The sequence below is a fragment of the Amaricoccus sp. W119 genome, assembly GCF_047275745.1.
Taxonomy (GTDB): Bacteria; Pseudomonadota; Alphaproteobacteria; order Rhodobacterales; family Rhodobacteraceae; genus Amaricoccus.
This window is the reverse complement of record NZ_JBKQWU010000020.1, coordinates 40,177-59,931: the sequence shown is the minus strand read 5'-3', so window position 1 is coordinate 59,931 and position 19,755 is coordinate 40,177. Positions and strand designations below refer to the sequence as shown.

Sequence of the window (19,755 nt, the reverse complement as noted above, 5' to 3'; positions counted from 1 at the left end):
ATAGTCGCGCCGAGCGGTATCAGTCCAGGGCATCGGATCTCCGTCAGTCTTCGCAAACCGACGTGAATCACAACCCGCTGATATCGCTCAACTCATTTCGGGTCCGGCTCTCAGGCGGAGACGGCTTCAGGCGAAATAGTCCGGGAACTCGCGCCGCAATACCTCCACCTGAGCCACCGTCTGGCTCAGGTGCTCGCGGATCGCGCCGATCGCGCCGTCCACGTCCTTTTCCGCGATCGCGTCGATGACGGCCCGGTGGCCCCCGAGAATGCTCAGGATCTTGCCACGCTCGGGCAGGTGCAGGCGGCGCAGCCGTTCGAGATGGCCGGACCGCTCGCGCACCAGCGCCTGGAGCCCGACGCGCCCGACGCCGACGAAGAGCGTCTGATGGAAGAGTTCATCCAGTTCCTGAAACACCGCGAGCTGCGTGGAATCGTTCGCGACCGCCTCCTGCATCCGGATGATCGAGCGCGCCCGCGTGACGGTCGCCGAATTGTCGGCGAGTTCGGCCAGACCCCGGCAGACCTCGGTCTCCAGCGCGACACGCAGGAAATGCGCCTCGAAGATCTCCGGTACGTCGATGCGCGTCACCACCGTCTTCGACTGCGGATAGATGCGGACCAGCCCCTCCTGCCGCAGCAACTGCAGCGCCTCGCGGATCGGGGTCTGGCTGACGTCGTAGGTATCCGTCAGTTCGTTGCGCGCCAGCGTCGTGTCCGGAGGCAGGTCGAGCGTGATGATCCGGTGGCGCAGGTCGTTGTAGACCCGCTGCGCCGTCCCCCCGGCCAGGCCGACCGCGCCGTGCTCGGCCAGGCCGAAGCTCGAAGCGAGTGGAGTGTTCATGCTGAGGGACCTCCCCACCGATACCGGACCATCATAAACGCGGTTGATATAGGTGTCCAACTGATATATTAGTATCAAAAAGACGAAACGCCGATTCCAGAGCCTGAAGCGGGAGGAAACATGGGCGAGAAGAAGACCTACGCGGAGCTGCGCTCCGCGCGATGGATGGTGCCGGACGATCAGCGTTCCTTCGGCCACCGCTCGCGGACGATGCAGATGGGCTACGATCCGGTCGACTGGGAAGGCCGGCCGATCATCGCGATCATCAACACCTGGTCCGACGCCCAGCCCTGCCATACGCACTTCAAGGACCGCGCGGAATGGGTACGGCGCGGTATTCTGCAGGCGGGCGGCTTCCCGATGGAGCTGCCGGCGCTGTCGCTTTCCGAGAATTTCGTCAAGCCGACAACGATGCTCTATCGCAACATGCTGGCGATGGAGACGGAGGAGCTTCTGCGCTGCCACCCGGTCGATGGCGCGGTGCTGATGGGCGGCTGTGACAAAACGACGCCCGGGCTCGTCATGGGCGCGGTCTCGATGGGACTTCCCTTCGTCTACCTGCCGGCGGGGCCGATGCTGCGCGGAAACTACGCCGGCAAGTACCTCGGCTCGGGCACCGACGGCTTCAAGTACTGGGACGAGCGGCGAGCCGGCACGATTTCCAAGGAGGAATGGCAGGGGATCGAGGGCGGCATCGCCCGGAGCTACGGCCACTGCATGACCATGGGCACCGCCTCGACGATGACGGCGATCGCCGAGGCGCTGGGGCTGTCGCTGCCGGGCGCCTCCTCGATCCCGGCGGCGGATGCGAACCACCAGCGCATGTCGACGCAATGCGGACGTCGCGCTGTCGAGATGGTCTGGGAAGATCTGACGCCGGAGAAGATCATCACCCCGGCCGCGGTCGAGAACGCGGTGACGGTGGCGATGGCGACCGGCTGCTCGACCAATGCGATCATCCACCTGATCGCCATGGCGCGGCGCGCGGGAGTGCCGCTCGAACTGGACGACCTCGACCGGATCGGGCGGACCACGCCGGTGATCGCCAACATCCGGCCCTCGGGAACCACCTATCTCATGGAGGATTTCTTCTACGCGGGCGGCCTTCGGGCGTTGATGAAACAGCTTGGCGACAAGCTCGATTCGTCGGCGATCACCGTCACCGGCAGGCCGCTGACCGAGGGGCTGGAAGAGGTGAAGATCTGGAACGAGGACGTGATCCGGCCGCTCTCGAACCCGGTCTATCACGAGGGCTCGCTCGCGGTGCTGAAGGGCAATCTCGCCCCCTCCGGCGCCGTCATCAAACCCGCCGCCTGCGATCCGAAGTTCCACCGCCATACCGGACCGGCGCTGGTCGCCGACAGCTATCCGGAGCTTAAGAAGATCATCGACGATCCCGACTATCCGATGACGCCCGAAACCGTGCTCGTGCTCAGGAACGCCGGGCCGCAGGGCGGGCCGGGGATGCCGGAATGGGGCATGATCCCGATGCCGAAGGCGCTCCTGAAGCTCGGGCTGCGCGACATGGTCCGGATCTCCGACGCGCGCATGTCGGGCACGAGCTTCGGCGCCTGCGTCCTGCATGTCTCGCCCGAGGCCTTCGTCGGCGGCCCGCTCGCGCTGCTCAGGACCGGGGACATGGTAACGCTCGACATCCCGAACCGGAGCCTCGACATGGATGTGAGCGAGGAGGAACTTGCCGAGCGCCGCGCCGCCTGGACCGCGCCCGAACCGCGCTACGAGCGGGGCTACGGCTACATGTTCTCCAAGCATATCGAACAGGCCGACAAGGGCTGCGACTTCGATTTCCTGAAAACCGAGTTCGGCCGCCCGGTCGATGAGCCCGTCATCAACTGACGGCGAGAGAGGAATCACCCCCCGTGACTGAGCAAGCACCGATCGAAGGCATCTCCCCCGAGACGCTGGCGAAGCTGAAGCGCGTCTCGACCGCCTCCGTCGCCACCGCGCTCTACAAGCGCGGCCTGCGCAACCAGTTCATCCAGGGCGTCGTGCCGGTGAAGGCCAAGGACGAGGTCATGGTCGGCCCGGCCTTCACGCTGCGCTACATCCCGGCGCGCGAGGACCGCAACCCGATCACCATCTTCCGCGACCCGAACCATCCGCAGCGCGTGGCGATGGAAACCTGCCCGCCGGGCCATGTGCTCGTGATGGACGCGCGCAAGGATGCGCGGGCGGCGAGCGCGGGCTCGATCCTGATCACGCGCCTCGCGCTCCGTGGCGCCGCGGGTGTGGTCTCGGACGGCGGCTTCCGCGACGCGGCCGGCATTGGCGAGCTCGACATGCCCGCCTATCACGCCCGCCCCTCGGCGCCGACCAACCTGACGCTGCACGAGGCGCTCGACATCAACGTGCCGATTTCCTGCGGCGATGCCCCGGTGTTTCCGGGCGACATCCTCCTTGGCGACAAGGACGGCGTGATGGTGATCCCCGCGCATCTCGCCGACGAGATCGCCGAGGAATGCACCGGGATGGAGAGTTTCGAGGATTTCGTGCTCGAAGAGGTGAAGGGCGGCGCCGCGATCATCGGCCTCTACCCCTGCACCAAGGAAGAAAACCAGGCGAAATACGATGCCTGGCGCGAGAAGACAGGACGATAGGCATGACCGATACCGCGCAGTTCACCCCGCATGGCAAGCATCTGATCGCGGGAGAGTGGGTCGCAACCGAGGGAACATTCCGCTCGGCCCCCGCGACGGGACCGGCGCATGATTTCTCGACCGGCACGCCCGAACTCGTGGAACGGGCCTGCGCCGCGGCGGAGGAAGCCTTCTGGTCCTACGGCTATGCCAGCCGCGAGGAACAGGCCGCCTTCCTCGACGCGATCGCCGACGAGATCGAGGCGCGCGGCGCCGCGATCACCGAGATCGGCACGCAGGAGACCGGCCTGCCCGCCGCCCGGCTCGAAGGCGAGCGGGGCCGCACCACCGGCCAGCTTCGCCTCTTCGCAAGCCATATCCGCGACGGCGCCTATCTCGACCGGCGCCACGACAAGGCGCTGCCGGACCGCAAGCCGCTGCCCCGGCCGGATCTGCGGCTGATCGAACGGCCGATCGGCCCGGTCGCGGTCTTCGGCGCCTCGAACTTCCCGCTCGCCTTCTCGACCGCGGGCGGTGACACGGCCGCCGCGCTCGCCGCCGGCTGCCCGGTCGTGGTCAAGGGCCATTCCGCCCATCCGGGCACCGGCGAGATCGTCGCGGAGGCGGTCCAGGCGGCGCGCGAGAAGCTCGGACTTCATCCCGGCGTCTTCAGCCTGATCCAGGGCGGCAACCGCAAGGTCGGCGAGGCGCTGGTCCAGAACCCCCATATCAAGGCGGTCGGCTTCACCGGCTCGCTCGGCGGCGGCCGCGCGCTCTTCGATCTCTGCGCCGCCCGGCCCGAGCCGATCCCGTTCTTCGGCGAGCTGGGCTCGGTCAACCCGATGTTCCTGCTGCCCGAGGCGGTGAAGGCGCGCGGCGCCGGGATCGGCGAGGGCTGGGCCGGGTCGCTCACCATGGGCGCGGGGCAGTTCTGCACCAATCCCGGCATCGCCGTGATCGCCGAGGGACCGGAGGGCGACGCGGTGGTCGCCGCCGCCTCCGAGGCGCTCGCCAAGGCCGCGCCGCAGGTCATGCTGACCGATGGCATCGCCAGGGCCTATCGCGACGGCAAGGACCGGTTCGACTCGCGCAACTCCGTGAGCCCGGTTCTCACGACCGAGAGCGCCGGCCGCGAAGCCAGCCCGAACCTCTACGAGGTCTCCTCCGAGGCCTTCCTCGAGGATCACGCGCTCAGCGAGGAGGTCTTCGGCCCGCTCGGCCTCGTCGTCCGGGTCCCTTCGGCGGAGCACATGGTCGAACTCGCCAAGGGCTTCCAGGGCCAGTTGACCGCGACGATGCATATGGACGAGGGCGACGCACCGCTGGCGCGCAAGCTCCTGCCGGTGCTGGAACGCAAGGCGGGCCGCGTGCTGGTGAACGGCTTCCCGACCGGCGTCGAAGTGGCGGATGCGATGGTCCATGGCGGCCCCTACCCCGCCTCGACAAATTTCGGCGCCACCTCGGTCGGCACGCTCTCCATCCGCCGTTTCCTCAGGCCGGTGAGCTACCAGAACATCCCCGAAAGCGTGCTGCCCGAGGATCTTGTCTGACAACTGGATGTCGTGAGCGGGTGACCGCGCCGCTCACGAACACCCGTCGGCGGCGTTCGGCAGCCCGTCCTCGGGCTGTCACGCCCCCGCAGGCGAGACGGCGCGAGTTGTCATACAAATATATTGAAATATTAGTGCATATGCGTATAAGGTGACGACCAAGAAGAATCGTCTCCGATGCGGAGGCGTACCTGAAGCTGGAACCGCGCGGATCGACGCGGAGGGAGGAACCCAGATGAAGCATTTCAAGGCAGGCTGCTGCCTTTCCGCGCTGGTACTGGCCGCCGGCCTCACGCCGGCCTTCGCCCAGGACGCCAGCCGCGATGTGACCATCGTGCTGACGGAGTCTCCCGACGTGGTCGAGGCCTGCATGGCCGCGCGTCAGGATGTGGGTCGGATCATCTCCGAGAACGTCAACGAGATGCTGATCGAATTCGACTACGTCAACGGCGGGCTGAAGCCCCGGCTCGCGACGGAGTGGAGCCAGATCGACGAGGACACCTGGGAGTTCAAGCTCCGCGAAGGCGTGAAGTGGCATGACGGCGGCGATTTCACCGCGAAGGACGTGCAGTTCACGATCGAGCGCAACAAGAACGCCAAGCTCGGCTGCGAGACCGGCGGCAAGTACTTCGGCGGCACCGAGTTCAACTTCGAGATTCCCGACGACCACACGATCCGCGTCACGACGAACCCGCCGCAGCCCATCCTGCCGCTCATCATGTCGGTGATGCCGGTCGAATCCCAGGCCGCGACCCCCGCCGACACATTCGACCGCGCGCCCGTCGGCACCGGGCCTTACGTCTTCGAGAACTGGGATGTCGGCCAGTCGATCACGCTCACGCGCAACCCCGACTACTGGGGCGAACAGCCGGAGGTCGAGAAGGGCACCTACGTGTTCCGCACCGACAGTTCGGTCGCCGCGGCCATGGTCGAGGCGGGCGAGGCCGATATCGTGCCCTCGGTGGCGATCCAGAACGCGACGAATCCCGAGATCGACTTCTCCTATCCGAACTCCGAGACCACCTCGCTCCGCATCGACCTGCGCCAGCCGCCGCTCGATGACCGGCGGGTCCGCGAGGCGCTGAACCTTGCGATCGACCACGAGGCGATGGTCGGCACGCTCTTCCCCGAGGACGCGCAGATCGCGACCCATCTCGTTGTCCCGACCACCATCGGCTACAATGCCGAAACGCCGGTCTGGCCCTACGATCCGGAGCGGGCGGCGGAACTTCTCGAGGAAGCCGAGGCCGATGGCGTGCCCATCGACACGGAGATCCGCATCATCGGGCGCAATGGCCAGTATCCGAACGCGACCGAGACCATGGAAGCGATCATGGCGATGCTCGAGGAGGTCGGGTTCAACATCAAGCTCGACATGTATGACGTGTCGGTCTGGAACAACTACTTCGTCGCGCCCTTCGTCGGCGACTCCGGCCCCACGCTGACCCAGTCGCAGCATGACAATGCGACGGGCGATCCGGTCTTCACCGCCTTCGTGAAATACGCGACCGGCGGCAGCCACTCGATGGTCAGCGACCCGGCGGTGGACGAGTTGATCGCCAAGGCGACCGCCGCCACCGGCGACGAGCGCACCCAGCTCTGGCAGCAGCTCTTCGCGAAGGTGAACACCGAGGTCGTCGCCGACATCCCCATGTTCCACATGGTCGGCTTCACCCGCGTCTCGCCCCGGCTCGACTTCACGCCGACCATCGCCACGAACTCCGAGCTGCAGCTCGCGCAGATCAAGTTCAAGTGACGGCGGACCTCCGCGAGCGGTGCCGGAGCGCCGCCCGCGGGGGCCCCTGACCGACGGAGCAAGAGACATGCCCACCATCGACCGCGCCGACCTCATCGAATTCGCCCAGTCCCTGCTTACGCGCGCGGGAATGGAGGCCGACAAGGCCGCCATCACCGCCGAGGTGCTGGTCGAGGGCGACATGATCGGCCATGACACCCACGGCGTGCAGCTGCTGCACTGGTACATCGAGTCGCTCGAGGACGGGTCGCTCAACGGCAAGGGCGATCTCGAGGTCGTCGCCGACAAGGGCTCGGCCTTCGTCTGGGACGGCAAGCTGCTGCCCGGCGCCTGGCTCCTGAGCCGCGCGCTCGATCAGGCCTGCGAGCGCGTCGCCGATCACGGCATCGTCGCGGCGGCGATCCGCAACTGCCACCACACCTGCGCGCTCTCGGCCTATATGCGCAAGGTGACGGAGCGCGGGCTGATCGCGCAGATCTCGGCGTCGAACCCCGCCGCCGCGCGCGTCGCACCCTTCGGCGGCACCAGGCCGGTACTGACGCCCAATCCGATCGCGATGGGGTTTCCGACCTCGGCCGATCCGATCATGGTCGATGTCTCCTGCTCGATCACCACGACGACGAACACGCAGCTGCTCGCCAAGCGTGGCGAGAAGTACCCCGAAGCCTGGGGCCTGACGGCGGCGGGCGAACCGACCGATGATCCGCGCGAGATCACCGAGCGCGGCGGCACGATGATGCCGCTCGGCGGCGCGCTCAAGGGGCACAAGGGCTATGGCCTCGGCCTCATGGTCGATCTGCTGGGTCAGGGGCTCTCGGGCAAGGGCCGCGCGAACACGGCGATCGGGCCGCTCGCGCAGAGCGCCTTCATCCAGGTCATCGACCCGGCCTTCTTCGCGGGGCTCGACGCCTTCACCGAGCAGTCGGACTGGCTGGCCGATGCCTGCCGGACCAACCCGCCCGCGCCCTGGACCAATGGCGCGGTCCGGGTGCCCGGCGACAGCGCGGCACGGAAGCGGCGGAAGGCACTCGCGGAGGGGGTTCCGGTGGTCGAGGCGCACTGGCAGAAGATGACGGGCCATGCCGAACGGCTCGGCGTGCCGCTGCCCGGCCTTCGCGCCGCCTGACCCGGGCCCCGACGCGCAACTTCGAAGGAGAAGGACATGACGCTCACGCTCGACGAGGCCCTGACCGGAATCTCCGGCATCCTCGTGACTCCATATGACACGGAGGGCGAGGTCGCCCCGGCGAAGCTCGGCCCGATCATCGACCGCGCGCTCGCCGCCGGCCTGCACATGCCGGTCGTGAATGGCAATACCGGCGAATTCTACGCGCTGACGACCGAGGAAGCCTGCCTCATGGCCCGCGAGGTCGTGGCGATGGTCGATGGCCGCGCCCCTGTGCTCGCCGGTGTCGGGCGCGGCATCCGCGACGCCTGCGCGCTGGCGAAGGCCTCGGCCGAGGCGGGGGCCACCGCGCTCATGATCCATCAACCGCCCGATCCGTTCGTCGCGCCGCGCGGCGTCGTCGAGTATCTCAAGCGCGTCTCCGACGCCGCCGGCGGCCTGCCGATGATGCTCTATCTCCGCAACGACCAGGTCGGGACCAGGGCGATCGCCGATTTCTGCGCGGTCCCCGGCGTCAAGGGCGTGAAATGGGCGACGCCGAACCCGATGAAGCTCGCCGAGGCCAAGGAGGCCGGCGATCCGTCCATCGTCTGGGTCGGCGGGCTCGCGGAGGTCTGGGCGCCGGTCTTCTACGCCGTCGGCGCGCGGGGCTTTACCTCCGGTCTCATCAATGTCTGGCCGGAACGCTCCGTCGCGATCCACGCCGCGCTGGAAGCCGGTGACTACGCGAAGGCCAACGCGCTCATCGCCGAGATGCGGGCCTTCGAGGATATCCGCGCGGAGGAGCTGAACGGAACCAATGTCACCGGCGTCAAGGCGGCGCTGCTCGCGCTCGGCGACGATTGCGGCCCGACCCGCCCGCCTTCGGCCTGGCCGCTCACCCCGAGCCAGCAGGAACGGATGGAAGCGTTCCTCGCGGCCAACGGGCTCACCGGAAGGTAGCGGCCATGGCGGGGCGGACGATCATCATCACCGGTGCCTCGGCGGGGATCGGCGCCGCGACCGCGCGGGCGTTCATCGACGCGGGCTGGCGGGTCGGCCTCATCGGCCGGCGCGAGGAGGAACTGCGACGCGTCGCGGGCAGCGACATGAGCGGCGGCGACCGCGGCGGCGACGACGGGCGCGCGCTGGCGCTTCCCTGCGACGTGACGGACGAGGTGCAGGTCGACGCCGCCTTCGACGCCGCGCTCGATGCCTGGGGCCGGATCGACGTGCTCTTCAACAACGCCGGCCGGTCGCTCAAATCCGTCCTCATCGACGAGATGTCGCCCGAGGCATGGCGGCAGGTCATCGATGTCAACGTGACCGGCATGTTCCTCTGCGCGCGGGCCGCTTTCGGTCGGATGCGGCGGCAGACACCCCAGGGCGGCCGGATCATCAACAATGGCTCGATCTCGGCGCATGTGCCGCGGCCCGGCTCGATCGCCTATACCGCGTCGAAACACGCCGTGACCGGCATGACGCGAACCCTCAGCCTCGACGGCCGCCCCTTCGGCATCGCCTGCGGCCAGATCGACATCGGCAACGCGCTGACGAAGATGTCGGCCTCCCAGACCGAGGGCGTGCCGCAGGCCGACGGGTCGATCCGGGCGGAGGCCACCATGGATGTGGCGCATGTCGCCTCCTCGGTCCTGCACATGGCGAACCTGCCGCCCGAGGCGAATGTCCAGTTCATGACCGTGATGGCAACGACCATGCCCTATATCGGGCGCGGCTGACCGGCCTCGGCCTCGGCGGCGCGCATCAGGCCCCCGCCCAGCCTGCGAGGAACGCCCGCGCCCGGACGCTCCTCGCCCCGGCGGCTTCAGGCCACCTTCCGGATGCGATTGCCCCTCAGGATGACCGGGCTCACGTCCGGGCGCGCACCGGCGTGCGCCGCCTCGCCCAGCGCGAGATAGGCCGAGACCGTCCCCTCGAAGCTCACTCCGCGCCCGAGAGTCCACGACCGCTCGACCCAATCCCGACGGCGGTTCGCGTCATCGAGAATGCGCCGGATCTCCATCGCGAGCGCGACTTCGTCGTGCGGATCGACCACCACGCCGCAACGCTCGCCACCGGCACCGGTCACCCCCTCGATCTGGCTCGGAGCGCTGGAGACGATCAGCGGCACGCCGAGCTTCGATGCCTCGATCAGCGCGAGGCTGTGGCCTTCGAACAGGCTCGGCTGCAGGAAGACGTCGCTGTCCGCGAGCAGCGACAGCGCCTCGGTCCGCGGCATGAGGCCCGGAAAGCGAACGCGGTCGGCGATGCCCAGTTCGTCCGCGAGATCCCGCAGACCGGCTTCCTCCGGCCCGGCGCCGACGAGGGTCAGCGTGGCGTCCGGAACCCGCGCCAGCGCCCTGAGCAGCACAGCGCAGTTCTTCTCGGGAGCCAGTCGCCCGACTGCGATGAGGTTGCGCCCCGGTACCCGGCCGATCCGTCCGCGGGCGAGCTTCGCGAGATGGCCCTCGATCGCGGGCGGCAGCGAATTGTGGATCACGCGCAGCTTCGCGCGATAGCCGGCGGAGCGGTCGCCGAGCGAACCGCCGACGGCCTCCGACACGGCGGCGACGGCGGTGACGCAGGGAAGGCGGCCGGTGAAATTGTCGAACCGGCGCGACAGCCAGCCATGGGTATCGACCGGCGAATGGTGCGAGACGATCACCCTGGTCCGCCCGCCGAGCAGCTGCGCCGCCAGCGGGACCATGACGCCGGCGGCCGGCAGCGCGGTATAGACGACATCGGGCTTGTGCCTGGCGAGAAAGCGGAGAAGCGCCGCGAAGAGCGCGACCCCGCCGAGCACCGATGCCGGTTTGCGGCTCAGGACGTGATCCCAGGCCAGACCGTCCTCGACCGGCTGGCGCGGCTCCGCGACCGGCGGGTAGAAGGCGGCGAGCCTGACGGGATAGCCGCGCCGGGCCATGGCCACGGCGAGATTGCTCCAGATCTCCGACGCGCCTCCAGCCGCCGAATGGGAGGTGAGGAACATCACCTTCGGCCGGCGTAGCGCGCCTTCCGCCGCGCAGGCACCGAGCAGCTCCGGCGGAACCTCTTCAGGCGTCGTTTCGGCGGCCGCCCAGTCTTGCTCGTGTTTCATAATCGATCTCCGAATGGGCAGGGCATCAGCCGGCCGACGCCAGCCCGAGCGGGCTCGCGAGGCCGAGCGCGAGACGGAGCAGGATGAGCCCGCCCGCGGCGCCGAGAAGAACAAGGATCGCCAGCGCATCCTGCCGGCCGAACGACAGGCCGATCGCGCGCTGGCCGAGCCAGATGACGAGGTACCGGCCGAGCTCGCCCAGCAGGACCGCCGCGATGACACCCTCGACCCCGAAATGGAGGTAGCCGAGCCAAAGGCAGGGCACGAGGATGGCAAGGCGCAGGATATTCGCCGCGCTCTCGAACTGCGGGCGGTTCGAGCCGAGCAGGATGCCGGCGTTGAGGCTCGACAGGACGGCCACGAAGGAGGCCGGCAGCAGCAGCGCGAGCATCGGCCCGGCGGAAGCGTAGCGCGGGTCATAGAGGATCGCGACCGCCCAGTCGGCCGAGGCGATGCCAGCACCGATCCCCGCGGCCATGATGAACACCAGCCGCGACCGCGCGGCACCGATCCCGCGCAAGGCCTCACCGTCCTGCGCCGTCCGCGCCGCGGCGAGCATGGGGAAGATCAGCTGATGCGTGAGGCGCTGACCGAGTTGCGCCGGTATGTCGGCGATGGTTCGGGCGAGGCCGTAGATGCCGACGATCGCAAGCGGCGCGACCTTTGCGAGCACGATCTTGTCGAGGCTCATCGCCGCGAACATGATGATCGACGTGACCATGATCCAGCGGCCGAAGCGGAAGATCTCGACGAAATGCGCGCGGTCGATGACAAGGAAATGCCGCGGCCCCGGCAGGCGGTAGCTCATGGCCGACCGGGCCGCGATCGAGACCAGCACCCCGATGACCAGCGCCCAGGCGCTCGGATGGATCAGGGCGAGCGTCACCGAGACGGCGAAGCCGAGCCCCTCCGCCTTCAGCTCGAAGAGCGTCCGCTGCTTGACGTCGAGGGCCTTCACGAGGCCGAAGATGGCGGTCGACTGCAGTCCGTTCAGGAACGGCGCCAGGGCGATGGCGGCGAAGAGCGCCGTCTCGATGCCGTAGAAGGCGGCGAGCGGCCCCGAGGCCAGCAGGAAGAGCGCGCTGAGCCAGGTTCCGCGCAGGATCTGCAGCGTCCAGGCGGTGTTGTAGAAGCGCGGCGCGAGCCCGTCCGGGTGGCGCACGATGTTCTGCTCGATCCCGACATCGGTGAGGAGCTCGAACCCGAACCGCGCCACCTGCAGCACCACCATCACCCCGAGGATCTCCGGTGCGAGGAGGCGGGCCATGACGATATTGGCGAGGAAGCGCAGCCCGACGGAACCGCCGAAGCTGCCGAAGGACCAGAGGAGACGGCTCAGGAACTCGCCGCCGGGCGCCATGCGCTCCGCGCGGGCCGCGAAGGGGATCGAGGTCATTCCGCCGCGCGCCCGTACATCATCGAGGCGCCGGGCCAGGTGACAAGCGTTCGCGATGCCAGCGGCTGGTCGGGCCGCACGCGCCGGCGCGCGAGCCCCATGTAGAAGGCCACGGTCCCGAGGTTCCAGGACAGGAATGAAAAGAGCCCGAGCCGGACGGACCGGCGGCGCCAGCAGAGGAAGCCGAGCGGCAGCGCGAGCAGGACGGCGAGGGCGATCCAGCCGCCCGCGAGGATCGCGGCGGCGAGCGCCAGCCACCAGATCGTCACCACGACGGAGAAGCGGATCTGCGGCAACCGCCGCAACATGATTCCGAGATGCGGCTGGCCCAGCGCGGCGCGCAGGGCCTCGCCAGCCGCGCCCGCGTAGCCCGAGCGGAACCGGCGGATGAGCAGCGAGAAACTGTCCTCCTGATGGCCGAAGTGATCGACGGCGTGATGATCGATCCGCGCCACTCTCCACCCGCCTGCGCTGAGCCGCGATCCGAGCTCGAGTTCCTCGAACCCGTGCAGGTTGCGATCGGCGAACCAGCCGACCTCGCGCAACGCCTTCACGCGGTAGAGCCCGCCGCCGTCAAGCCAGCGGACGATCCCGGGCTCGCGGTTCCGATCGGCCGCGAGCGCGCGGGCCCTGATCTCGAACTCGGCATTGGCCGTGTGCATCTCGCGAACCGCGCCACCGACGGCGGCGACCTCGGGATGGGTGTCGAGAAACGATTTCGCCGCCTCGACGAAGTCCGGATCGAGGACCATGTCGCCGTCGAGCATGTAGAAATAGGCGCCGCGCGCATGCTGGAAGGCGAGCTGCGCGCCGGCGCCGCAGCAGCGCTCCGCCGTATTCGCGAGCTGAACGATCCGGATCGGGTACTGCGACGCGATCTCGATGGTGCGGTCGGTCGATCCGCTGTCCGCGAGGATGACCTCGCCTTCCAGCCCGCGAATGGCTTCGAGCGCGGCTTCGATCGCCCCGCCGATATGCCGCTCCTCGTTGAGCGCCTTGATGCCGATCGTGATGTCCATGTTCAGCTCCGCGGGCTCAGCGGCGCATCGCCGAGGTCGGCGAACCTCGCGTCGCGGCTGGGCCTGACCTCATCCATCGTGCGGGTCAGCAGGTAGAAAAGCGCGACCGGGTTGGTTCGGAGATAGCGCCAGGCGAGACGCCGCGGCTCCATGCGGACGCGGTGAAACCACTCGAGCCCGGCGGCCTGCATCCAGCCCGGTGCCCGGCGAACCGCGCCCGACATGTGGTCGAAGAGACCGCCGCAGGTGCGAATCCAGCCGACCCCGCCCAGCCGCTGCCGCAGCCTGAAGGCCATCGCCTCCTGATGGGGGCTGCCGAGGCCGAGCCACAGGACATCGGTCTTGCGCTCCAGGATGTCGGCGGCGATCCGGTCGAGATCGGACTCGGTGAAATAGCCATGCTCGGCCCCGACGACGCGAAGCTCCGGATGGCGCGCCACCAGATCGCGGGCGGCCGCGGCCGCGACGCCGGGCTTGGCGCCGAGAAAGTAGAAGTTCAGCCCGGCCTTCGCGGCGGCGGCCGATGCGTCGTTGATGAAATCCGTGGTCGCGATGCGCTCGGCCAGCGGCCTGGCGCAGAAGAACCTGCTCGCGAAGACCAGCGGCATGCCGTCCGCGTCGACGATATCGGCCCGATCGACATGGGAGCGGAATACAGGATCACCGTGATAGCGCGCGATTACGGAGCCATTCGAAGAAAATACCACCCTGGGAGCCCCCAGTTCTCCACGACGCGCGGCTTCGCAATCCTCTACCATGATACGCGCGAGATTCCGGCTGGTCCGGATCGTCCTGAGCCCTCCAACAATACTGAATTCCACGGAACGCCCCCCCTGCTTCGGGAATATGTCTACACCATCGTGCTCTGAAATTTTCAGTCTTTACCGGATCAAATTTAATGCATAACGTAAGTTTTACTTTACACAAATATATTCCATCCGAGTACGCGCCAGGACCATATAGCCAAGCAGATCTCGATGCAACAAAAATTTCATGGTTTAGGGATTTTTTAAATATCCATGCGATAGGTTAGCCCACGTGATTACGATTATCGCAAGGCGATAACCTCTTATCTTATTGCGAGTTCAATCTATTCATAAAAGATCTTTCAAATTCTCGCCGACCCTGAAGAAAGGGTAGCGCGAAAGGCACATGACTGGAAAAACCGAGGCGAGAATCCGTGCGATATATCGAGCCCACAATCGAAAACGTTGTCGCCTGCCTGTGGCGGCGCAAGGTGCTGTTCGCCTTCGGCGTACTGCTTACGATATCCTTCGCCGTCGCCGCGTACTTGGCGACGACCCCGAAATACGAAGCATCGACGTCGCTTCTTGTCGGCCGGGCGAACTCCGTCGACAACGAGGGCGGGTCCCCGATCTCGACCGAGATCATGAACTCCCAGGCCCGGATCGCGGCGAGCGGCGAGGTGGCGCGGCAGGCCATCGACCGAATCGGTTTGGACGCCTTTCCGGTCGACCCTCCCGGGCCGCTCAGCGGATTGGGCGGAAAGCTCCGTGAATGGGTGAGCGGCCTCACGCGCGGTTCCAGCGATACGCCGTCTCCGGTGGCCGACCCGGTCTCGCCGATGGATGTCGCGGTCATGGCGATCGGCCGCCGCATGACCGTCGCGACCGAGCCGAACTCCAACGTGCTGGCGATCAGCTTCACGGACGAGAGCCCGCGCCGCGCGGCGGAGATGGCGAACGCGCTGGCGAGCAGCTTCATCGACCGTCAGACCGAGCTCCTGGCACGCCCCGGCGTCGCCGACTTCTTCCGCGAACAGACCAGGCGCTTCGACGACGAGGTCGCACGCCGCTCCGCCGCGCTCCACGACTTCGTCGAGCGCGAGGGCATCTATTCCATCGAGGAGCAGCGATCGCTCGTGCTCGGCCGGAAGAGCGAGCTGGAAGGCGCGCTCAGCGCCACGCGCGGTCAGCTGGCCGGCAAGGAGGGCGAAAAGGCGGCCATGGCCCGGCAACTCGCGCTGCTCCAGCCGGTTGCGCGCTCTCCCTTCGCCCTCGGGTTCGTCGGCACACTCAGCGAAGGCGATCCCGCGGACCCGCCGACGACCGGCGGCCCGCTGACATCCGGCGACACGCCGCCGCTCCTCATGATCAAGATGTTCCAGGACGTGATGGCGTCCTTCCAGATCGCCGATGCCCAGATCGGCGGGCTGCGCCAGATCGCGGAGCAGCAGCGGCGCGAGATCGAGCATGCGAACGCGGAACTCGCCATGCTCGCGGCGAAGCAGGGCGAATATGATCGGCTCCAGCGCGAACTCGCCGCCGCCACCTTCAATACCGAGACCTTCTCGCGGCGCACCGTCGAGGAGCAGATCGAATCCGACCTGCTCGGTGCGAAGCTCTCCAACGTGCGCGTGATCCAGCCCGCGACGATTCCGCTCCGCGCCTCCTCCCCGAAGGCGGCGCTCTATGGCGGATTCGGGCTCGCCTTCGGCTGCGTCGTCGGCGCGGCCCTCGCTCTCATCCGTGAGATGGCCGGCCAGAGGCGCCGATGACGGGGGAGATCGGCGATCCGCGGCTCCCCGCCTTCTCCGGCGCGGGCGGCCCGCGCGTCGCGCGGATCGACGCCGATGCCTGGGCGGCGGCCGGTTTCGTCGCCCTGATCGTACTCGTCATCCTCGGACCCATCCTCTCCACGCTGAGCGGCGATCTTTCGGGCGAGGGAAATCCGCTGCGGCAGGTCAGCTATCTTCTCGCCTTCGCCCTGCTCGCCGCCGCCGGCCTCCGGCTCGCGACGCTGACGGCCGCCTTCACCACCTCGGCGCCCGTCAATCTCCTGCTCATCTGGTGCTGGGCGAGCATGGCCTGGGCGATCGCGCCCGGCATCGGGCTCCGCCGTCTGGTGCTCACCTGCGTCATCATCTACTCGGTCTTCATCGCTGTCGAATGCCTCGGGCGCGACCGGACCCGCCGCTACCTGATCACGCTCCTCATCGTGACCTTCGTCCTGAATCTCGTCGCCGCCGTCGCCATTCCGGGGATCGGCGTGCATCCGGCCGAGGCCGGGCGGGACGCGGCGCTGGTCGGCAACTGGCGTGGGATCTTTCCCGAGAAGAACCTCGCCGGCGCGGTCACCGCCGTGACCTTCCTGATGGTCCTTTTCGCGCGCGAGCCGGGGAGCCGGCTGCTCCGATTCCTCCTTTTGGCCGGATTGCTCTTCTTCCTCGTCCGAACGGAATCGAAGACATCGATGGGGATCGGCGCCCTCGCCCTGATCGCCGGGGTCCTGCATCGCCGTTACGACCCCCGGCTCTGGCCAATGGCGATGCTGCTCGCCTCGGCGCTGGCGCTCGGCGCGGCCCTTCTTGTGCAGATCAACCTCGCGCGGCTTCTGGCGCTGCTCGACAATCAGGGTTTCATGACCGGCAGGGCGCAGATCTGGTCGTCGCTGCTGGCCTACACCGGGGACAACTGGCCACTCGGCGCCGGCTACGGCTCGTTCTGGAACATCGGCCCGGGCAGCCCGATCCTGAGCTATGCCCGCTCGGATTCCTGGCTGACCGACCTCGCGAGCGGGCATAACGGATATCTCGACATCACCGCGCAGATCGGCGTGCCCGGGCTGATCCTCGCGGTCTTCGCGCTGGTGATCCATCCGCTCGGCCGGCTGCTGACCGAGCGGAAGCCGACGCCGGACGCCCCGATGCTGATGGCGATCCTGGTCTTCTGCGCCGGGCAGAACCTGACCGAGTCGACGATGCTCGACCGCGACCACGTCATCCAGTTCTGCCTGATCTGGACCCTCGCGCTGATCTACCATCGGCCGGAGTCGGGTGGAGCCGCCCCTCACTCGACGGCGAAGCATTCGGACACGGCGAAAGGCGCCGCCGGGGCCGGGGCGCAGGAGACGGGTTCGCCATAGATGAAACCCGACCCCATGTAGCCGAGATAGACCCGGCCGAACCGGTCCGGATCGGCCCCCATCACCACCACCTGATCGAGCCTGCCGATCGGAAGCCCCCCGATCCGGCGCCAGCTCGCGCCGTCATCGGTCGAGCGCCAGATGCCGTGCACACCCCTCACGCGCCCAGAGAGGAAGATCGACGGCGTGCGCGTCCCAGGCGCCGGCCCGCCGAAGGCGAAGTCATCGACCTGATCGACCCCCGGCAACACCTCCCAGGTGGCGCCTCCGTCCCGGCTGCGCCGCGCCCGCGCATCCGCGCCCCCGGCGGCGGAGGTGAAGAAGAGATCGCCCTCGCGCCCCGGCACCGCGCGGAGCTTGGCCGCGTAGCCGCTCATCGGTGCGATTTCGCCCGCGTGAACCCGCGTCCAGCGTGCTCCGCCGTCCGAGGTCCGCCAGAGCCCCGCGAGCGCGGCGTTCGCGCCTTCGCCGCTGTGAACCAGATAGAAGACGCCGGACCGGAGGCCATCCGCCGCCAGGGTCTCGCGGAGCAGGTAGATCGAGGCATGGGAGCCGGTGTCGGGCGCGGTCTCGCCCGGCAGGACGACGCGCTGCCAGCTGGCGCCCCGGTCGCGCGTGAAGAAGGGGGAGCGATTGTAGGACGGCGCCCAGACGATGTTCGCCGTGTCTCCCGCGGAAACCGCGATGGTGCCGAAGGACATGCGCCACGGATCGCCCGCGCGCGTCCCCGGCGGCGCTGGCAGGGTCCGGAACTTCCACCAGCTCCGCCCGGCATCGGGGCTGTATCCAGCCAATACCGAGTCGCCATCCTCCCAGCAGCAGAAGGTCCGCGTGTCCGAGGCGTTGGTGACGACGAAATCGGGATCGGCGGGCGAGAGGTCGATCTGCTGCCCGGCGATCGTGACCCGTTCCTTCGGGCCGTAGGTGGTCGAGAAGGAATCGAGATCCTCCTTCACGTGAATCCCGAAGTCGAGAACGGAGAAGAGCGGTGCCCGGCCGGGCGCCTGGGCCACGTCGCGGGCGACCAGTTCCTCGATGCCGCGGGTCTGGCTCCGCCACTCGACGACGGCGGCGCCGGGCGGAAGGTCGGCGAAATAGACGCCCGTTCCCGCGCCGACCCAGATCCGGTGCGGTACGGCCGGATCGGCCCGGACGCCGCTCATCGCGAAATAGCTCTGGTCGCTCACCCGCAGCCAGGGCGGGTCGCCCTCCCCCGGCGCGGAACGATGGGCGAGCGGCTGCCAGTCGGTGTCGCTCCCCGAGGAGCGGAAAGCCTGCCCCCCCTCATCGAAGACGAGGATTCGCTCCGGATCGGCCTGCACCGCGACGGCGACGAAGCGGGCGCGCGGCAGGACGGTCCCCGAGAGCTCGCGCCAGCGACCGTCCCGGTGGACCCAGACGCTCTCCGTTTCCAGATCGACGCCATAGAAGCTCCCGTCGGCGGTGAAGGCGCCGCGCGTCAGGGATCGCGGCCGCGCCTCTCCCTCCCGGCCGAGCGGTGTGAACCGCGCGCCACCATCGGTCGAGACGAAGACACCGTGGCCCGCGGACATCGCCCGGATCTCGCCCGTGGGCAGCCCGTCCCGGGTCGCGAACCAGCTCACGATCCCGGGCGCCTGGACGCCGGGGATACCGGGGCGGAGGTCGGCCGCCGGCGGTACCGTCGGCACCCGCCCCCAGTTACCGCCGCCGTCCGCGCTGCGCCAGAGCCCGTCCCCGGGTGTGCCGAACAGAACGAGGTCCGGGTCGCTCGGGCTGACCGAGAGGAACGGCCCGTGGAAGCGGAACTCGGAATTGGGATCGAAGGTGACGGGAAAGGGCGGGCCGCCGCCCGTCTCCTCGAAACTGAGCCCCCGGTCCATCGACCGGAACACGCGCCCCTTCAGCGCCATGTAGAACCGCGCGGGATCGGACGGCGCCACGGCGATCTCGTAGACCCCCTCGTTCGCGCCGTTCGCGACCCGATAGGCCTCGGGCATCGCGGTGCGGGTCGCGAGCTGCGCCCAGCGGTCCTGATCCGGAAGCCAGAGATAGGCGCCGTGCACATCGGTCCGCGCGACCCAGCTGCGCCCCTCCGCGTCCACGTCGAGGCCGGTGATGAAGCCACCGCCGCCGATCGCCACCGGCTTCCAGAGATAGGTCTCGGACGGCGTTTGCGCGAAGCCGGCCGGCGTCCCTCCCGCGAAGGCCATCGCGAGCAACAGGAGCGCCGAAAGGATGTCGCGGGGAAGGATGGCTCCGATCAGGAGGGAGGCAGGCCGCGATGCCCCCCGCGGCGAACGAGCGCCCGTGCGCGGGGATGGGAAGCATCGGAGGTCAGACGCGTTCATGACGATCGCCCGCTGTCATCGGCTCCTCCAGTTGCTCCGCGTGGCGCCCGTATCCGGTCGGGGCTCCCCGTCTCGGGCCCTTCCCTTCGCGCGCGGTTCGCTGTATAGCACGCCGCGCCGCCGGGCGACTCCGCCCGCGCGGCTCTTTTCGTATTCGACCCCGCTGGACGACATCCC

General features: G+C 68.4%; 15 protein-coding genes. 9 read left to right on the top strand and 6 right to left on the bottom strand.

Features of this window, described 5'->3' with window-relative positions:
- Positions 1-126: 126 nt before the first annotated feature.
- Positions 127-843 carry a GntR family transcriptional regulator gene (locus ACLJK8_RS12325; protein ID WP_413150571.1) on the bottom strand — a complete coding sequence of 239 codons (717 nt, stop codon included), beginning with the start codon at positions 841-843 and terminating at the stop codon, positions 127-129.
- A gap of 120 nt (positions 844-963) precedes the next feature.
- Between ACLJK8_RS12325 and araD the strand changes: the two genes are divergently transcribed.
- The 7 genes from araD (at position 964) to ACLJK8_RS12290 (ending at position 9,590) form a co-directional block, all read left to right on the top strand.
- The gene (gene araD / locus ACLJK8_RS12320) at positions 964-2,700 is read left to right on the top strand and encodes an L-arabinonate dehydratase (RefSeq protein ID WP_413150570.1); all 1,737 of its coding nucleotides are present in this window, start codon (positions 964-966) and stop codon (positions 2,698-2,700) included.
- Between the two features lie 23 nt (positions 2,701-2,723).
- On the top strand, positions 2,724-3,461 hold the full coding sequence (locus ACLJK8_RS12315) for a ribonuclease activity regulator RraA (protein WP_413150569.1): 738 nt from the start codon (positions 2,724-2,726) through the stop codon (positions 3,459-3,461).
- Positions 3,462-3,463: 2 nt separating this feature from the next.
- Positions 3,464-4,990, top strand: coding sequence for an aldehyde dehydrogenase (NADP(+)) (locus ACLJK8_RS12310; RefSeq protein WP_413150568.1), 1,527 nt, complete (start codon positions 3,464-3,466; stop codon positions 4,988-4,990).
- 235 nt (positions 4,991-5,225) lie between these two features.
- Complete coding sequence (locus ACLJK8_RS12305; RefSeq protein ID WP_413150567.1) at positions 5,226-6,746, top strand: ABC transporter substrate-binding protein; 1,521 nt, start codon at positions 5,226-5,228, stop codon at positions 6,744-6,746.
- Positions 6,747-6,813: 67 nt separating this feature from the next.
- Positions 6,814-7,872, top strand: a complete 1,059-nt coding sequence (locus tag ACLJK8_RS12300; protein ID WP_413150566.1) for an Ldh family oxidoreductase — start codon at positions 6,814-6,816, stop codon at positions 7,870-7,872.
- Between the two features lie 36 nt (positions 7,873-7,908).
- Positions 7,909-8,814 carry a dihydrodipicolinate synthase family protein gene (locus ACLJK8_RS12295; RefSeq protein WP_413150565.1) on the top strand — a complete coding sequence of 302 codons (906 nt, stop codon included), beginning with the start codon at positions 7,909-7,911 and terminating at the stop codon, positions 8,812-8,814.
- Positions 8,815-8,819: 5 nt separating this feature from the next.
- The gene (locus tag ACLJK8_RS12290; protein WP_413150564.1) at positions 8,820-9,590 is read left to right on the top strand and encodes an SDR family oxidoreductase; all 771 of its coding nucleotides are present in this window, start codon (positions 8,820-8,822) and stop codon (positions 9,588-9,590) included.
- 86 nt (positions 9,591-9,676) lie between these two features.
- Here ACLJK8_RS12290 and ACLJK8_RS12285 read toward each other — a convergent pair whose 3' ends face one another.
- The 4 genes from ACLJK8_RS12285 to ACLJK8_RS12270 are packed head-to-tail and all read right to left on the bottom strand — an operon-like array spanning position 9,677 to position 14,070.
- Positions 9,677-10,948 (bottom strand): glycosyltransferase, encoded by a 1,272-nt coding sequence (locus tag ACLJK8_RS12285; protein WP_413150563.1) that lies wholly within the window; start codon positions 10,946-10,948, stop codon positions 9,677-9,679.
- A 25-nt stretch (positions 10,949-10,973) separates the two neighbouring features.
- A complete protein-coding gene (locus ACLJK8_RS12280) occupies positions 10,974-12,344 on the bottom strand; it encodes an oligosaccharide flippase family protein (RefSeq protein ID WP_413150562.1) in 1,371 nt (456 codons plus the stop codon).
- Entirely contained in the window at positions 12,341-13,363 is a 1,023-nt protein-coding gene (locus ACLJK8_RS12275; protein ID WP_413150561.1) for a glycosyltransferase family 2 protein, read from the bottom strand. The genes ACLJK8_RS12280 and ACLJK8_RS12275 overlap by 4 nt, the downstream gene beginning before the upstream one ends.
- Before the next feature lie 2 nt (positions 13,364-13,365).
- Positions 13,366-14,070, bottom strand: a complete 705-nt coding sequence (locus ACLJK8_RS12270) for a WecB/TagA/CpsF family glycosyltransferase (protein WP_413150560.1) — start codon at positions 14,068-14,070, stop codon at positions 13,366-13,368.
- 473 nt (positions 14,071-14,543) lie between these two features.
- Between ACLJK8_RS12270 and ACLJK8_RS12265 the strand changes: the two genes are divergently transcribed.
- Both ACLJK8_RS12265 and ACLJK8_RS12260 read left to right on the top strand, forming a co-directional pair.
- Positions 14,544-15,881 (top strand): GumC family protein, encoded by a 1,338-nt coding sequence (locus ACLJK8_RS12265; RefSeq protein WP_413150559.1) that lies wholly within the window; start codon positions 14,544-14,546, stop codon positions 15,879-15,881.
- The gene (locus tag ACLJK8_RS12260) at positions 15,878-17,248 is read left to right on the top strand and encodes an O-antigen ligase family protein (protein WP_413150558.1); all 1,371 of its coding nucleotides are present in this window, start codon (positions 15,878-15,880) and stop codon (positions 17,246-17,248) included. The genes ACLJK8_RS12265 and ACLJK8_RS12260 overlap by 4 nt, the downstream gene beginning before the upstream one ends.
- On the opposite strand, the gene ACLJK8_RS12255 is transcribed toward ACLJK8_RS12260, so the two are convergent.
- Positions 17,173-19,449, bottom strand: coding sequence for a WD40/YVTN/BNR-like repeat-containing protein (locus tag ACLJK8_RS12255; RefSeq protein ID WP_413150557.1), 2,277 nt, complete (start codon positions 19,447-19,449; stop codon positions 17,173-17,175). The genes ACLJK8_RS12260 and ACLJK8_RS12255 overlap by 76 nt on opposite strands.
- Positions 19,450-19,755: the final 306 nt, after the last annotated feature.

Coding starts and splice junctions, on each gene's coding strand:
- ACLJK8_RS12325 (WP_413150571.1), bottom strand. CDS start 843: ATGAACACTCCACTCGCTTCGAGCTTCGGCCTGGCCGAGCACGGCGCG.
- ACLJK8_RS12310 (WP_413150568.1), top strand. CDS start 3,464: ATGACCGATACCGCGCAGTTCACCCCGCATGGCAAGCATCTGATCGCG.
- ACLJK8_RS12295 (WP_413150565.1), top strand. CDS start 7,909: ATGACGCTCACGCTCGACGAGGCCCTGACCGGAATCTCCGGCATCCTC.
- ACLJK8_RS12275 (WP_413150561.1), bottom strand. CDS start 13,363: ATGGACATCACGATCGGCATCAAGGCGCTCAACGAGGAGCGGCATATC.
- ACLJK8_RS12300 (WP_413150566.1), top strand. CDS start 6,814: ATGCCCACCATCGACCGCGCCGACCTCATCGAATTCGCCCAGTCCCTG.
- ACLJK8_RS12290 (WP_413150564.1), top strand. CDS start 8,820: ATGGCGGGGCGGACGATCATCATCACCGGTGCCTCGGCGGGGATCGGC.
- ACLJK8_RS12285 (WP_413150563.1), bottom strand. CDS start 10,948: ATGAAACACGAGCAAGACTGGGCGGCCGCCGAAACGACGCCTGAAGAG.
- ACLJK8_RS12305 (WP_413150567.1), top strand. CDS start 5,226: ATGAAGCATTTCAAGGCAGGCTGCTGCCTTTCCGCGCTGGTACTGGCC.
- ACLJK8_RS12260 (WP_413150558.1), top strand. CDS start 15,878: ATGACGGGGGAGATCGGCGATCCGCGGCTCCCCGCCTTCTCCGGCGCG.
- ACLJK8_RS12280 (WP_413150562.1), bottom strand. CDS start 12,344: ATGACCTCGATCCCCTTCGCGGCCCGCGCGGAGCGCATGGCGCCCGGC.
- araD (WP_413150570.1), top strand. CDS start 964: ATGGGCGAGAAGAAGACCTACGCGGAGCTGCGCTCCGCGCGATGGATG.